Origin of the sequence: Bradyrhizobium lablabi (assembly GCF_001440475.1) — a bacterium.
Taxonomy (GTDB): domain Bacteria; phylum Pseudomonadota; class Alphaproteobacteria; order Rhizobiales; family Xanthobacteraceae; genus Bradyrhizobium; species Bradyrhizobium lablabi.
Genome location: NZ_LLYB01000066.1, coordinates 94984 through 108409 on the forward strand (window position 1 = coordinate 94984; position 13426 = coordinate 108409).

General features: G+C 64.3%; 15 protein-coding genes. 9 read left to right on the forward strand and 6 right to left on the reverse strand.

Going from position 1 to position 13426, the window contains the following annotated elements; genetic code table 11:
• The first annotated feature begins 102 nt into the window (after positions 1-102).
• The 4 genes from CQ14_RS16420 (at position 103) to CQ14_RS16435 (ending at position 5074) form a co-directional block, all read left to right on the forward strand.
• The gene (locus CQ14_RS16420) at positions 103-1230 is read left to right on the forward strand and encodes a PspA/IM30 family protein (protein WP_057858901.1); all 1128 of its coding nucleotides are present in this window, start codon (positions 103-105) and stop codon (positions 1228-1230) included.
• Entirely contained in the window at positions 1227-1886 is a 660-nt protein-coding gene (locus CQ14_RS16425) for an OB-fold-containig protein (RefSeq protein WP_057858902.1), read from the forward strand. The genes CQ14_RS16420 and CQ14_RS16425 overlap by 4 nt, the downstream gene beginning before the upstream one ends.
• Positions 1887-1889: 3 nt before the next feature.
• On the forward strand, positions 1890-3659 hold the full coding sequence (locus CQ14_RS16430; protein WP_082649900.1) for a flotillin family protein: 1770 nt from the start codon (positions 1890-1892) through the stop codon (positions 3657-3659).
• 170 nt (positions 3660-3829) lie between these two features.
• Complete coding sequence (locus tag CQ14_RS16435; protein WP_057858945.1) at positions 3830-5074, forward strand: MFS transporter; 1245 nt, start codon at positions 3830-3832, stop codon at positions 5072-5074.
• Between the two features lie 172 nt (positions 5075-5246).
• Here the strand turns inward: CQ14_RS16435 and CQ14_RS16440 are convergent, their stop codons facing one another.
• The 6 genes from CQ14_RS16440 to CQ14_RS16465 all read right to left on the reverse strand — a co-directional run bounded on the left by CQ14_RS16440 (position 5247) and on the right by CQ14_RS16465 (position 8857).
• Positions 5247-5474, reverse strand: a complete 228-nt coding sequence (locus CQ14_RS16440) for a hypothetical protein (RefSeq protein ID WP_245320378.1) — start codon at positions 5472-5474, stop codon at positions 5247-5249.
• 94 nt (positions 5475-5568) lie between these two features.
• Positions 5569-6828, reverse strand: a complete 1260-nt coding sequence (locus tag CQ14_RS16445) for an adenylate/guanylate cyclase domain-containing protein (RefSeq protein WP_057858903.1) — start codon at positions 6826-6828, stop codon at positions 5569-5571.
• A gap of 46 nt (positions 6829-6874) precedes the next feature.
• Positions 6875-7282, reverse strand: a complete 408-nt coding sequence (gene arsC, locus CQ14_RS16450) for an arsenate reductase (glutaredoxin) (protein ID WP_057858904.1) — start codon at positions 7280-7282, stop codon at positions 6875-6877.
• Positions 7279-7974, reverse strand: coding sequence for an aquaporin (locus CQ14_RS16455; protein ID WP_057858905.1), 696 nt, complete (start codon positions 7972-7974; stop codon positions 7279-7281). The genes arsC and CQ14_RS16455 overlap by 4 nt, the downstream gene beginning before the upstream one ends.
• Positions 7975-8502 carry an arsenate reductase ArsC gene (locus tag CQ14_RS16460; protein WP_057858906.1) on the reverse strand — a complete coding sequence of 176 codons (528 nt, stop codon included), beginning with the start codon at positions 8500-8502 and terminating at the stop codon, positions 7975-7977. It abuts the gene before it with no gap.
• Positions 8495-8857: an ArsR/SmtB family transcription factor gene (locus tag CQ14_RS16465; RefSeq protein WP_057858907.1), complete on the reverse strand. Its 363-nt coding sequence runs from the start codon at positions 8855-8857 to the stop codon at positions 8495-8497. Before CQ14_RS16465 ends, CQ14_RS16460 begins: the two co-directional genes overlap by 8 nt.
• 95 nt (positions 8858-8952) lie before the next feature.
• Here CQ14_RS16465 and CQ14_RS46305 point away from each other — a divergent pair, with 95 nt between their 5' ends.
• The 5 genes from CQ14_RS46305 to CQ14_RS16485 all read left to right on the forward strand — a co-directional run bounded on the left by CQ14_RS46305 (position 8953) and on the right by CQ14_RS16485 (position 13355).
• Positions 8953-9162 carry a GDCCVxC domain-containing (seleno)protein gene (locus tag CQ14_RS46305; RefSeq protein ID WP_082649901.1) on the forward strand — a complete coding sequence of 70 codons (210 nt, stop codon included), beginning with the start codon at positions 8953-8955 and terminating at the stop codon, positions 9160-9162.
• An 86-nt stretch (positions 9163-9248) separates the two neighbouring features.
• Entirely contained in the window at positions 9249-9566 is a 318-nt protein-coding gene (locus CQ14_RS16470) for an ArsR/SmtB family transcription factor (RefSeq protein WP_057858908.1), read from the forward strand.
• Between the two features lie 56 nt (positions 9567-9622).
• Positions 9623-10987 carry an NAD(P)-binding domain-containing protein gene (locus CQ14_RS16475; protein WP_057858947.1) on the forward strand — a complete coding sequence of 455 codons (1365 nt, stop codon included), beginning with the start codon at positions 9623-9625 and terminating at the stop codon, positions 10985-10987.
• Positions 10988-11037: 50 nt separating this feature from the next.
• Entirely contained in the window at positions 11038-12207 is a 1170-nt protein-coding gene (locus tag CQ14_RS16480; protein WP_199805540.1) for an MFS transporter, read from the forward strand.
• Positions 12204-13355, forward strand: a complete 1152-nt coding sequence (locus CQ14_RS16485) for an MFS transporter (RefSeq protein ID WP_245320374.1) — start codon at positions 12204-12206, stop codon at positions 13353-13355. Before CQ14_RS16480 ends, CQ14_RS16485 begins: the two co-directional genes overlap by 4 nt.
• Positions 13356-13426 lie beyond the last annotated feature (71 nt).

Below are 13426 nucleotides of genomic sequence, written 5' to 3' on the forward strand. Positions count from 1 at the left end.
TCCGGCTTATTGCAACTCATTTGCAACTGCATCTGGCGATCACGAAAATGATACCGGCGCCGGATCTGGAAAAGCACTGAGGAAGTGCTTTATGCTATCAGCATGATCAAGATCCCGGTCGAAACGCCTACGGCCACGCTGCGATACGCCCTCACCCCTGATGAGGCTGGGATTGCCGCCATCGAAGCGACCTTTGCCGCCTATGACCGGATGATGGCGATCCTCGCCGAGGTTGCGCCTGTTGGCGCCAACCTCGTCGCCCTTCACGCCCAGGCTTACGAGCGCATTCGCACCGAGACTGGCCTGCCGGCACGTCTGGTGACGCTCGGCCTGCGTGACCGCGCCAACTATGTGGCTGATGCGCCGGTACGCAGACTTCCACTCGACGACAAGTTGTTCGCAATCAAGGGACCAACTTCACTGACGATTAGCACTGTCCAGGGACGTGTCTTGGTGCCGTTCGAAATCCCCGGCTACCTTGCCGGCTGGGAAAGTCCCTTCCCGGCTCACCTGGTCTCGGACGGCCGCGCCTACGAACTCCACTTCGCCGTCAAATCGAAATCATCACCGGAGGAGAAGACCATGGTTCACGAGGGTATCCTTGCGCGTATGGGTAGACTTCTTGCCGCTATCGCCAGCGAGACCATCGACAATGTCGAGAACAGCAACAAGGTCGCGCTGGTCAAACAGGCGATCCGCGAGATCGACGCCGGCGCCGATGAAGCACGCCATGCACTCGGCAAGTCGCGCGCCGAGGAATTCCGTCTCAAGCGGCGGCGCGAGGAGCTGGACAGCGAAGTCGCAGCGTTAACGGAAAAAATCCGTCTCGCAATTGCGGAAAATCGCGAGGATCTCGCACGCGCCGGCGTCGCACGGCAAATTGATCTGGAATCGCAGGGCACGGCGCTCGAACGTGCGATGGACTTCATCGAACTCGAAATCGATGAGCAGACCAAGGCCTTGCAAGCGATGCTTGGCGCACGACGTGAAGCCGAAACCCGCCTGGCCGATCTCGAGGCAAGCCTCGCAAAACATGCGCCGCAGGAAACCGGACGCGCGGCTGGCGCGACTAAAACAGTGAGTCCCGATCGGGCAATGGCGGCGATCGCACGCGTCACCGGCGTGCCTGCAGCCGGCCTGCCCGGTGACAAGGAGCTCGACGAACTCGACCGGTTGCACCGCGAAAAGGAAATCGCGGCCCGCCTTGAAAGGATCAAATCGCAGCAATGAGTGCCCTGACCGACATCCTGCTAGCGCCGGACGTGCGGCCTTTCGCCGTGGCTGCCGCAATCATGATGGCGTTGGGCGGCATCGAATTGCTGGCGATGCTGATCGGCTTCTCGATCGGCGAACTCTTCGGAAAAGAAGTCGCCGTCGACGTCGACCACGGCAACGGCCTCGGCGGCCTGTTCCTGTGGATCAATGCGGGGCGCCTGCCGCTATTGATCCTGATCATCCTCGCACTCGGCGTGTTCTCGATCACGGGATTCTTCCTGCAGGGGCTGGCGCACGGTGTCGGAATTTCGGTCCCGGCCTCGATCGCGGCGCTCGCCGCAACAGCCGGCAGCATCCCCATCATCCGGGTCACCAGCCGTAGCATCGCTCGCATCATCCCGCGCGACGAGACCTATGCGGTGGACGAGGCCGACTTCATCGGCCACGTCGCCGAGGTTTCGATCGGCCCGCTCGACCAGGGGCTGCCCGGCCGCGTCCGTCTCAAGGATGTCTTCGGCAACTGGCATTCTCTCGTCGCACGCGCCAGTCCCGAATCCACCCCGCTTCCGGTCGGCGCCAGCGTGCTGCTGGTCGACCGGGACGCCAAGAGCTTTATCGCCATTTCCGCTCCAGCCGACCTCATTGCGCAACAACGATCAGACAGGGCTTAACACATGTGGGAACTTGCAGTACCCGTCGCTATTGGCGTCATTGCCATTCTTGTTATCGGTCTCCTGCTCGCCAAACTCTACCGCCGCTCGACGCGTGACGAAGCCTATGTCCGCACCGGCCTCGGCGGCCAGAAAGTCGTCCTCGACGGCGGCTCGATAGTCCTTCCGGTTTTCCATTCCGTCGCCTCGGTCAATCTCAAGACGCTGCGGCTTGAGGTCGCCCGCGGCGGCCCGGATTCGATGATCACCAAGGATCGCATGCGCGTCGACATCGGCGCCGAATTCTACTTGCGCGTCAAACCGGATAGCTCGTCGATCGCGCTCGCCGCGCAGACGCTGGGCAGCCGGACCCAAAACGGAGGCGAACTGCGCGAACTGATCGAGGCCAAATTCGTCGACGGCCTGCGTTCGGTGGCCGCCACCATGAACCTCGAAGAGCTGCAGGAACAGCGCGCGACCTTCGTCAAATCGGTGCAGGAGGCGGTCGGCGCCGACATCCAGAATAACGGCCTCGAACTTGAATCGGTCTCGCTGACGCGGCTCGACCAGAGCGACATCAAGCATTTCAATCCGAGCAATTTCTTTGACGCCCACGGCCTGACGACCCTGACCAAGATCACCCGGGAGCGCGAACAAGAGCGCAACCAGATCGTCCGCACCACCGAGGTCAACATCGCGCAGCAGGACCTCGTGGCACGCCAGACCACGCTGACGATCGAGGCCACCAAGCGCGAAGCAGAACTGGCGCAGCAGCGCGACATCGCCAACAAGACCGCCGCGATGCGCGCGCAGACCGCGCAGGTCGAACAGACCGCGGTGCAGAACGAGGCGGAATACCGCATCCAACAGGAACTGGCGGTCGCCAACAAGCAGACCGAGGCCAACCAGGCTCGCGACACCCGCAAGATCGAGGCCGATCTCGCGGTGAAGCGCCGCAACACCGAAATGGAGCGCGACCTGCAGATCGTGGCGCAGGAAAGCGCGATCGCGGTGGCCAACAAGAGCAAGGAGCAATCCGAGGCGCAGACGGTTGCCGAAACCGCGCGTGCGCTGGCGATCGCGGCCGAGGAAAAGGTGACTACCGCGAAGGCCGTCGAAATCGCCGAACGCGACAAGATCATCAACGTGATCGCGGCGCGAAAGGCCGCCGAAACCGAGGCGATGCCGATCACCGTCATGGCGGAAGCCGAGAACCAGGCCGCGGCCAACAAGGCGGAAGCCATCACCATGCTGGCCAAGGCCGACGCCGATGCGGCGACCACCCGCGCAGCCGGCGTCAAATCGCTCGGCCAGGCCGAAGCCGAGGTCGCGGCGCTGAAGGCGGAAGCCCGCAACAAGCTCTCGCAGGCGATCGTTGATTACGATCTCACGCTGGCGCGCATCAACGTGATCCCGAACGCGCTGGCCGAGGCGGTCAAGCCGATCGAGAAGATTTCGGACATCCGGATCTTCGACACCGGCGGCATGCTCGGCCGCGGCGGCGGCAACGGCGCCATGAACGGGCACGGCAACGGACTCGGCCTCGGCGACGGGCTTGCGGCGCAACTGCTCTCGGTCTCGGCGTTCAAACCGATCATCGACAAGATTTTGGCCGAGGGCGGCTTCGCCGCCGGTCCGGACGCGCTGACCAGCCTGACTAACGCATTGGCCGCGCAGCAACTGGCCACGCCGGCCGAACTGCCCGCCGTGGTGGACGAAGATGAAGATGATGTTGTGACGCCACCCGCGACGATCTCGGGAACGGGCAAGGCGACGCTCGGACCGAAATCATAAGTCACATCCGGGAACGGTTCCGCCGTTCCCATCGAGATCGAAGGAGGCCTGCCGCCTTCATGCGGCGGGCCTTTTTCTTGTTTCCTCTGCCTTGTCGGGAAACGGGTGGGTTGGGTCGTCCTCTGGCCGGACAATGCGGCCAGATCGATTCAAGCCCCAAGGATTTCGTCATGTCCGCCGCCGACACAACTCACCTGCCCGCGACCTTCAACCGCCTGGCCTGGTCGAACCTCGCGGCCCAATCGGCCGAGCAGATTGCGCTGGCCGCGGCGCCCATCGTCGCGGTGCTGATGCTCGGCGTCGGCGAAGGCCAGACCGGCCTGTTGCAGACGGCGCTGACGCTGCCCTTCATCCTGTTTGCGATTCCCGCCGGCCTGCTTGCCGACCGCGTCTCGCGGCGCTGGGTGATGGCGGGCTCGGAGGCGCTCCGCGCAGCCGCACTTGCCGGAATTCTGCTGCTACTCTGGTTCGGCGCCATCACGCTGCCGCTGCTGTCGCTGCTCGGCTTCATCGCGGTATGCGGTACGGTCGCCTATAGCGTCGCCGCCCCTGCCCTGGTGCCCTCGCTAGTCGATTCGGAGCAATTGCCCGCAGCGAATGCGCGGATCGAACTGGCGCGCACGGTCGCGTTTGCGAGCGGCCCCGCGCTTGGCGGCGTGCTGGTCGGATGGGTGGGCGCAGCGCCTGCGTTCGGGGTTGCCACGGCGCTGTCCGTGATCGCGGTCGTGCTGCTGTCCGGCATTTACGAGCCGGCGCGCGCCCCTGCCCCGCGCCGCCATCCCCTGCAGGAGATCAAGGAAGGCGCCGCCTTCGTGCTGCATCATCCGCTGCTGCGGCCGGTGTTCATCACGCAGTTCATCTTCAACACGGCCTCGTTCCTGCTGCTGGCCGTGTTCGTGCCCTATGCTGTGCGCCATCTCGGGCTATCGGCCACCGGCGTCGGCGTGACGCTTGGGATGTATGGCGTCGGCATGGTCGCCGGGGCGCTCTCGGCTACGCGGGTGATGAAGCGCCTCGCCTTCGGCACCGTGATCGGGCTTGGACCGGTCACCGGCTTCATCGCGGCGGCGGTGATGGCGCTGACCACCATCGTTCCGGCGGCATGGCTTGCGGGCGCAAGTTTGTTCCTGCTCGGCGCGGGCCCGATCCTGTGGGTGATCTCGACCACAACGCTACGCCAATCGGTGACGCCGCCCTCGCTGCTCGGCCGCGTCTCCGCCATCAACATCATGAGCTACGGCGCCCGCCCGCTCGGCTCGGCGCTGGGCGCCATCGTCGGCGGCCTCTACAGCGCCGAAGCCTGCCTCTACCTCGCAGCGATCATCTTCGCCGCGCAGGCGCTGGTTATCCTGCTGTCGCCGGCGGTCTCGCTGGCGCGCCAGCCGGATATGGTGGGGGAAGCGGCGCGCTGTTAGCCATCAGGTTCGCGCGCCGCTGAGGTCGTCATTGCGAGCGAAGCGAAGCAATCCATTTCTCCACGCGGGGACAGATGGATTGCTTCGTCGCTTGCGCTCCCTTGCACAAACGCTTCGCGTTTGTCGCAGGCAATGACGGGGTGAGTGCGGTGCGTTGTCGGCGATACCGCGCTTAAGGCCGCATGAACGTGAAGTCCGTATCGGGATCGCAATTGTCGGCGACAAAGCGCAGTTCCGACTGAACGTCGGCGACAGACCGGCTCTCGAGATATTTCGAGACGATCAGGCCGAGCAGCGCCCGGCAGACGCCGTCGGCGCCTTGTCCGGCAGCCTCTGCCTCCGCTATGGCGGCCGTAAAATGGCGGGTGGCGATCTCGGTTGCCGACATGTTGGCTTCCATCTTATGCACGACCGCATCGTGCGGCCGTTCGATGCAGTTGAGGCCGGGCGCAGCGGCAGCGCATTGACGTGAATCAATCGAACGCGCTGGCACGTCAGCTCGCCAGGTACCGCTCGTATTTCCCCGCCACCACCTCGTCCGCAGCGATGTCCGGATCAAGCGTGTACAGATCCTGCGCGCGGCCGATGCCGCGCAGCGCGTAGCGGCCGGTGGAGACGAGGTAGTTGCGCCCGGCGGCATCGAGGCCGGCGCGGAACGCCGACGACATCAATAGCTCGCGGTCGACCGAGCGGCACATCGCGGCGATGCGGCTGACTTCGTTCACCGCCGGCCCGACCACGGTGAAGTCGAGCCGGTCGTCGCTGCCGATATTGCCGTAAAAGACTTCGCCGACATGCAGGCCGACATGGGCCGATGTCACGGGCCTGCCCTCCGCGGTGCGGCGGGTGGTGAGCGCCTTCATGTTGCGGCGGAAGCGATGCTCGGCGCGCAGCGCGGCGCGCTTGGCCTTCGCCATGTTCTCATGCGTGAACATCGCCAGCACGCCGTCGCCGATCAGCTTCAGCACCTCGCCGCCGGCGTCGTGGATGGCATCGATCGAGGCCTGGGCGTAATCGTTGAGGAATGGAATGATCTCGCCGGGATCGATGCTCTCGCTGATCGCGGTCGAGCCGCGCAGGTCGGAGAACCACAGCACCGTGTTGATCCGCTCGGTAACGCCGCGCGTCATCCGTCCGCGCAGCACCTGCTCGGCGGTATCGCGCCCGAGATAGACGCGCCCCAGCGTCTTGGTGATGTCGGCCTGCGCCGCGGATTTGATCGCAAGCCCCAGCACCGGAACGAGATCGCGCAACGCCGCCAGCCCCTGCGCGCCAAAGCCCTCGTCGCGCCTTGTCACCCAATAGGAATAGACGCAATCCATCTGCCCCATGGTGCCGGCCTCGCCGAACTGGTGCACATAGGCCACGAGGTGCTTGTGGCCCTTCTCGGCGAGTTCGTTGACGAACTTGAACCGCTGGGCCGCGCCGTCGGCGAGGTCGATCGGCAGTTCGTCATGGCCATGTTCGAGCATGTGGTAGAAGATCGAGCTGCGCCAGGCCTGCGCGGCTTCGCCCTCATTGGTCGAGCCATATTCGAAGACGTCGCTTTCGTTGGTCTCGGCATCGTTCCAGCGAAAGCCGCGGCCCTCGAAAATCGGATGCAGCGTGTCGATGAAGACCATTCCGCGCGACACATGGAGGCCTTCGGCGCGGCAACGCTCGCAGAAGCCGCGGACCAGGTCGTTTTCGGGCATGCCTGTGAGGCCCTGGCTGACCAGCCAGTTCGTCAGGCGCAAACGGGGTGTGAGTTCCATACGCTATTATGACGCGCAATCGTGACGAGTGAAAGCCTCGCGCCCTTCAACGTTTCGCGCGCGTCACCGCCTCGCCGTCTTCCTTGACGAAGGAATCGACCGGGTTATCCAGCAGATCGAGCACCAGCTCCGACGGCCGGCACACCCGGACGCCCTTCGGCGTCACCACGATCGGCCGCTGGATCAGGATCGGATGCGCAAGCATGACATCGACCAGCTCGTCGTCGCTCCATTTGGGATCGGCAAGGCCGAGTTCGGCATAGGGCGTGCCCTTTTCGCGCAACAGCTCGCGCGGCGAGATGCCGAGGGCCCCGATCAGTTCGACCAGCCGCGCGCGGCTCGGCGGCGTCTTCAGATACTCGATCACCTCGGGCTCCTCGCCGCTCTGCCGGATCATCGCCAGCGTGTTGCGCGAGGTGCCGCAGGCGGGGTTGTGATAGATCGTGACGCTCATGGTCGGGCCTCCTTCGTCGCTGCCGCCTCGCCTGCCCCACGCAGCAGCCACGTCATGAAGATCAAGGCAACTACCGCGCCGCAGAGTTCCGCCGCGATAAAGCCCGGCAGATCGGCGGGGCGAATGCCGGAAAACGTATTCGTCATCGAGCGCGCGATTGCAACGGCGGGATTGGCAAACGAGGTCGAGGCCGTGAACCAGTAGGCTGCCGTGATGTAGAGGCCGACCAGCCACGGCACGGCAACGACGGAGAACCTGATGCCGCCCAATATCGTCGCGACAAGTCCGAACGCGGCCATACCCTCGGCGAACCATTGCGCGCCGCCGGTTCGCATCTTCAGCGAAGCATCGATCAAAGGCAGCGCGAACATCGCATGCGCGATCATGGTCCCCATAATTCCGCCCGCGATCTGCGCGGCGACATAGGCCAGCGCGTCGCGCGGCGCGAGTTCACGCTTCAATGCAAAGACCAGCGACACCGCCGGATTGAAATGCGCACCCGACACCGGTCCGAGAATGGTGATGAGGACGACCAGGATGGCACCGGTCGGCAGTGTGTTGCCGAGCAACGCCAGCGCGACGTCCTTGGTCAAGGTCTCCGCCATGATGCCGGAGCCGACCACGGTCGCAACCAGCAGCGCAGTCCCGAGTGCTTCGGCCGCGAGCCGGCGTGGCAGATCGAATTCGGACATTTAGCTGGCCTTCTCCTGGCCTGAGGTCGAACCGTCGCTGCGGCCGATGTCGCGCAATCTGGCCCCAAGCGATAGCCGGTCGATGCTTTCCAGCGGAAGGCTGGTGAAGGCGGCGATTCGATTCTTGAGATAACGGAACGCTGCGACGAAGGCCGCCTCCTTCTCGATGTCGGTGCCCCCGACTGCGGCAGGATCCCCAATGCCCCAATGCGCCGTCATCGGCTGTCCCGGCCATCTCGGGCAGGATTCGCCCGCCGCGTTGTCGCAAACCGTAAAGACGAAATCCATCACGGGAGCATCAGTGCGCGCGAACTCTTCCCAGCTCTTGGAGCGCAAATCGTTCGTGGGGTAATCGAGACGGTTCAAAACCTTGATCGCAAATGGATTGACCGTACCCTTGGGCTGGCTGCCGGCGGAGAAGGCGCGGAAGTTGCGGCGGCCGTCCTTGCGCAGGATCGCTTCCGCCAGAATCGAACGTGCGGTGTTTCCGGTACACAGGAAGAGAACGTTGTAGAGACGTTCAGACATGGGCTTTCCTCCTTGTCTTCGGCGGACAACAAGGCGTGAGGTCCTCGATTAACGGCCCGCAGATCTCGGGACGTCCGTCGCAGCAATCCCGCAGCATGAATAGAACCACGGCCTGAAATGCCTTGAGATCGGCGCGGTAGACGATCGAACGGCTGATACGCTGCGCCGTCACCAGCCCGGCGCGGGACAGGATGGCGAGATGCGAAGACATGGTGTTTTGCGGGACCGCCAGTTTTTTGGCGATGTCGCCAGCGGCGAGCCCCTCGGGCTCATGCTTCGTCAGTAGCCGAAACACCTCGAGGCGGGTCGACTGGGCAAGCGCGGCCAGCGCGAGAATGGCTTGTTCGGATTCCATATATCGAGATTTATCGATATAATATTCCCTGTCAACTCTCCGTTTGAGCCGCACTTCTGGTTGCCGAAATATCCTCGCCTTGGTTAGGACGGGTCATGCAATTGCAATCAACCCTGACCTGTCCGGCTTGCGGACACCAGGCTACCGAAACCATGCCCACCGATGCGTGTCAGTTCTTCTATGACTGCAGGGGCTGCGGACAGCGGTTGAAGCCTATTCCTGGCGATTGTTGCGTGTTCTGCTCTTACGGCACCGAACCATGCCCACCTGTCCAAGAGAAGGGTAAAGGCGCGGGCTGTAACTAAGGTCGCCCGCTTAGCGGGCCAATCTATATTTCGATAATTCTAGAAATATAGTTGACAGTCTGGCCGAGCGCTGTCACCATGCCCTCATGAAAATCGATGACGCCGCCGCCCATCTGGAAGCGCTGGGCAATCCGACCCGGCTGAAAATCTACCGCGCGCTGATCCGCGCCGGTGGTGCGGGACTTGCCGTCGGCCGCTTGCAGGAAAAGCTGAAAATCGCGCCCTCCACTCTCTCCCATCACATCAAGGCGCTGGTGGTGGTGGGGCTGGTAACCCAGGTGCGCGATGCCACCACGCTGATCTGCCACGCCAACTATGAGGTGATGCGGGAGCTGGTCGGTTTTCTCGTCGCCGAATGCTGCACCGAAAGCGCCGAGACCAAGGACACCAAGACCGCGGCTTGAATGCCGTGTTTTTCTCGAACCATATTTCGATATTTCTGGTTTTACGGGAGGAGCGCATGAGCGGAACCAGGACCGTCGCCATCATCGGAGCCGGGCCGGTCGGCCTCGCCGCCGCAGCCCATGTGCTGGAGCGCGGGCTGCAGCCGATCGTGCTGGAGGCCGGAGACAGTGTCGGCCACGCCATGCGGCAGTGGGGCCACGTCCAACTGTTCTCGCCCTGGGAATACAATGTCGACAAGGCGGCGGCGCGGCTGCTCGCGGCGGCGGGCTGGAATTCTCCCGAGCCGGACCAGTATCCGACCGGCGCGGAGATGGTCGAGCACTACCTCGAACCGCTCGCCGGCAATACGGCGCTAAAATCTTGCATTCAGACCTCGAGCCGCGTCACCGGCATCAGCCGCACCGGCTTCGACAAGATGAAAACCAATGGCCGCGAAAAGGCACCGTTCGAAATCCGCTATCAGAACGGTCTGGGTCCGAAGATCGTCAGGGCCGATGCCGTCATCGACACCTCCGGCACCTGGCATTCGCCGAACCCGGCGGGTGCCAATGGCCTCCCCGCCATCGGCGAAGCTGAAACCGCCGACAGGATCGCCTATGGGATGCCCGATGTCCTGGGCAGGGAACGCGCGCGTTATGCCGGCAAGACCGTCGCAGTGCTGGGTGCAGGGCATTCGGCGATCGGCACGCTGACCGATCTGGCGAAACTCGCGCTGGACGTGCCGGGCACCCAGCCGATCTGGCTGCTGCGCGGCAGCGATCCCGCCAAGGCGTTCGGCGGCGGCGCCAACGACAAGCTGACGGCGCGCGGCGAACTCGGCGCGGCCTTTGCCGCGCTGGTGACCGCAGGCCGGATCAAGGTTGAAAGCGAGTTTCGCGTGTCGCACCTGATCGCCGACGGTCCGCGCCTCGTCGTCGGCGCCCTCTCCGCCTGCTCGGCGCGGCAGGTCGTGGTCGACGAACTGATCGTCGCGACGGGTTTCCGGCCGGATATCGATTTCGTCCGCGAGCTTCGTATCCGGCTCGATTCTGCGATCGAGTGCCCGGTGGCGCTAGCGCCGCTGATCGATCCCAACATTCACAGTTGCGGCACCGTGCGCCCGCACGGCGCCCGCGAACTGGCGCAGGACGAGCCGGGATTCTACTTCGCCGGCATGAAGTCCTACGGCCGCGCGCCGACTTTCCTGATGCTCACCGGCTACGAACAGGTGCGTTCGATCGCCGCCGACATCGCCGGAGACCGCAAGGCTGCCGAGCGCGTCGAACTGGTGCTGCCCGAGACTGGAGTCTGCAGCCGGTCGCTCGCGCCAGATGCCAGCAATTGCTGCGGCGGCCCTGCATTATCGGATGTTGACGCATGTTGCGTCGCGGATGAAAAATCAAAGCAGCAAGGCAAGACGGGATGCGGTTGCGCATCCTGAAATAGGGAGTAAACGGAATCTCGCTGGAAGGTCGATCCGTCATTGTCGCGATGTGCGTGGGGCAACTCGGCAGCCTGCTCCCCCACGTCGTCGTACCCTCGATTCTGGCCGCATTCCTGATTCCCGAATGGCACTTGAGCGGTGCGCAGGCCGGCCTGCTGGCGGGCTCCGGCGCCGCCGGCTACATGCTGACCGTGCCGGTGCTGGCGACGCTCACCGATCGCATCGATGCGCGCAAGATCCTGATCGCGGGCTCGGCGGTCAGCGCGCTCGGCACGCTGCTGTTCGGCGTCTTCGCCGCCGGCCTGTGGTCGGGCGTGCTCTTCAACGCCATTGCCGGTATCGGCTTTGCCGGCGCCTACATGCCCGGCCTCAAGGCGCTGACGGACCGGCTTGCGCCGGGCGATTCTTCCCGTGCGATCACGCTGTACACGTCGAGCTTCTCGTTCGGCGTCGGCATGTCATTCCTGGTTTCGCAGCTCGTCGCGGAGACGTGGGGTTGGCGCAGCGCGTTCCTTGTGACCGCCGCCGGGCCGCTCATCATGCTCACCGTGTGCTTCCTGCTGCGGCCGGTCGAGCCGAAGCCGACGTCGGGGCGGCTTCTGGATTTTGGTCCGGTGTTCCAGAACCGGAAAGCCATGGGCTTTGTGCTCGGCTATGGCGCGCACTGCTTTGAACTCTACGGCATCAGAACCTGGATCGTGGCGTTCTGGACCTTTGTCGCCGCGAGAAATTCCGACGCGCCGATCCTGACGCCGATCGTGGTGAGCGTGGTGTTCTCCCTGCTCGCCATGCCCGCGAGCATTCTGGGCAACGAATTCGCGCTCCGGTTCGGCCGTCACCGCGCCATCACGGCTGTGATGCTCGCTTCTGCCGCGGTCGCACTTCTGATCGGCTTCTTCGCCGACAAGTCGCCATGGTTGCTGCTGCCCCTGATCCTCGTCTATGCCATCACGGTACCTGCCGATTCCGGCGCGTTGACGTCGGGCATGTCGATGGCCGCCGACCCGAGCCATCGCGGCGCGACCATGGCGATGCATTCCACGGTCGGCTTCAGCCTCTCCGCACTTGGCGCGTGGGCGCTGGGTGTCGCGCTGGATGCGACCGGCGGTCCGCAGAGCGCGTCGGCATGGATGGCCGCCTTCTCGGTGCTGGCCGCCGGCATCCTGCTTGGCCCGCTGGCGCTGATGTGGTCGAGAAAAGAGACGATGCAATCGTGAACCAGCTTCCCATCATTTTGGCCCTCGGCACGACGCAGACGCTGGCCTGGGCGTCGAGCTACTACCTGCCCGCGATCCTCGCCGATCCCATCGCGCGCGATCTCGGCGTTTCCTCAAGCTGGGTGTTTGGAGCGTTCTCGGCATCGTTGGTGCTTTCCGCCCTGCTCGCCCCACGGATCGGACGTCAGATTGATCTCATTGGCGGCAGACCTGTACTGTCGATGTCGAATCTGATGCTGGCGGCGGGTCTCGCGCTGCTCGGCATGAGCACATCGATCCCGCTCATGATCGTCGCCTGGCTCCTGCTCGGCATCGGCATGACCGCGGGCCTCTACGACGCCGCCTTTGCCGCGCTTGGACGCATCTATGGCGATTCGGCCCGCCGCGCGATCACCGGCATCACATTGCTGGCCGGTTTTGCCTCGACGGTCGGATGGCCGCTATCGGCGTGGGGCCTGGAGACCATCGGCTGGCGCAACACCTGCTTTGCCTGGTCGGCGGCCCATATCCTGATCGGCCTGCCGATCAATTTGCTGATGCTGCCGGCGGTGAAGGGCGCGAAAGCCGCGGTGGCGGCAGCCGCCAAGCCGCATATTCCCATCGACCGGACCATGATCGTGCTGGCCTTCGTATTTGCTGCGGCATGGACCGTCACCGGCGCGATGGCGGCGCATCTGCCGCGCATCATGGAGGCGGCCGGCGCGACCACCGCGCAGGCGGTGTTTGCCGGCGCGTTGATCGGCCCCGCGCAGGTGGCCGCGCGGATCTTTGAAGCGAGTTTTCTCAGCCGTTTTCATCCGCTGGTATCGACCAAGCTCGCCTGCATTACGAATCCGATCGGCGCTGTCATCCTGGGGCTGGCGGGCGGCGGCGCGGCCAGCGTGTTCGCGGTCTTTTACGGCTCGGGCAACGGCATCCTGACGATTGCGCGCGGCACGCTACCGCTCGCAATCTTCGGCCCCGAGAATTACGGCTATCGCCTCGGCATCATCGGAGCGCCGGCGCGGATGGCGCAGGCGACAGCACCACTGCTGTTCGGGCTATTGATCGAGGCCATGGGCGCGCGGGTCCTGATCGTCTCCTCTGCGCTCAGCATCGCGGCGCTGCTGGCGCTATTCCTGCTGCGAAAGACATCGCCGAAGTCGTGAATCAAGACGTGGATGCCCGGGACAAGCCCGGGCATGACGCGGCTGATGAAGCACGTCGGACGTGCGGCAGG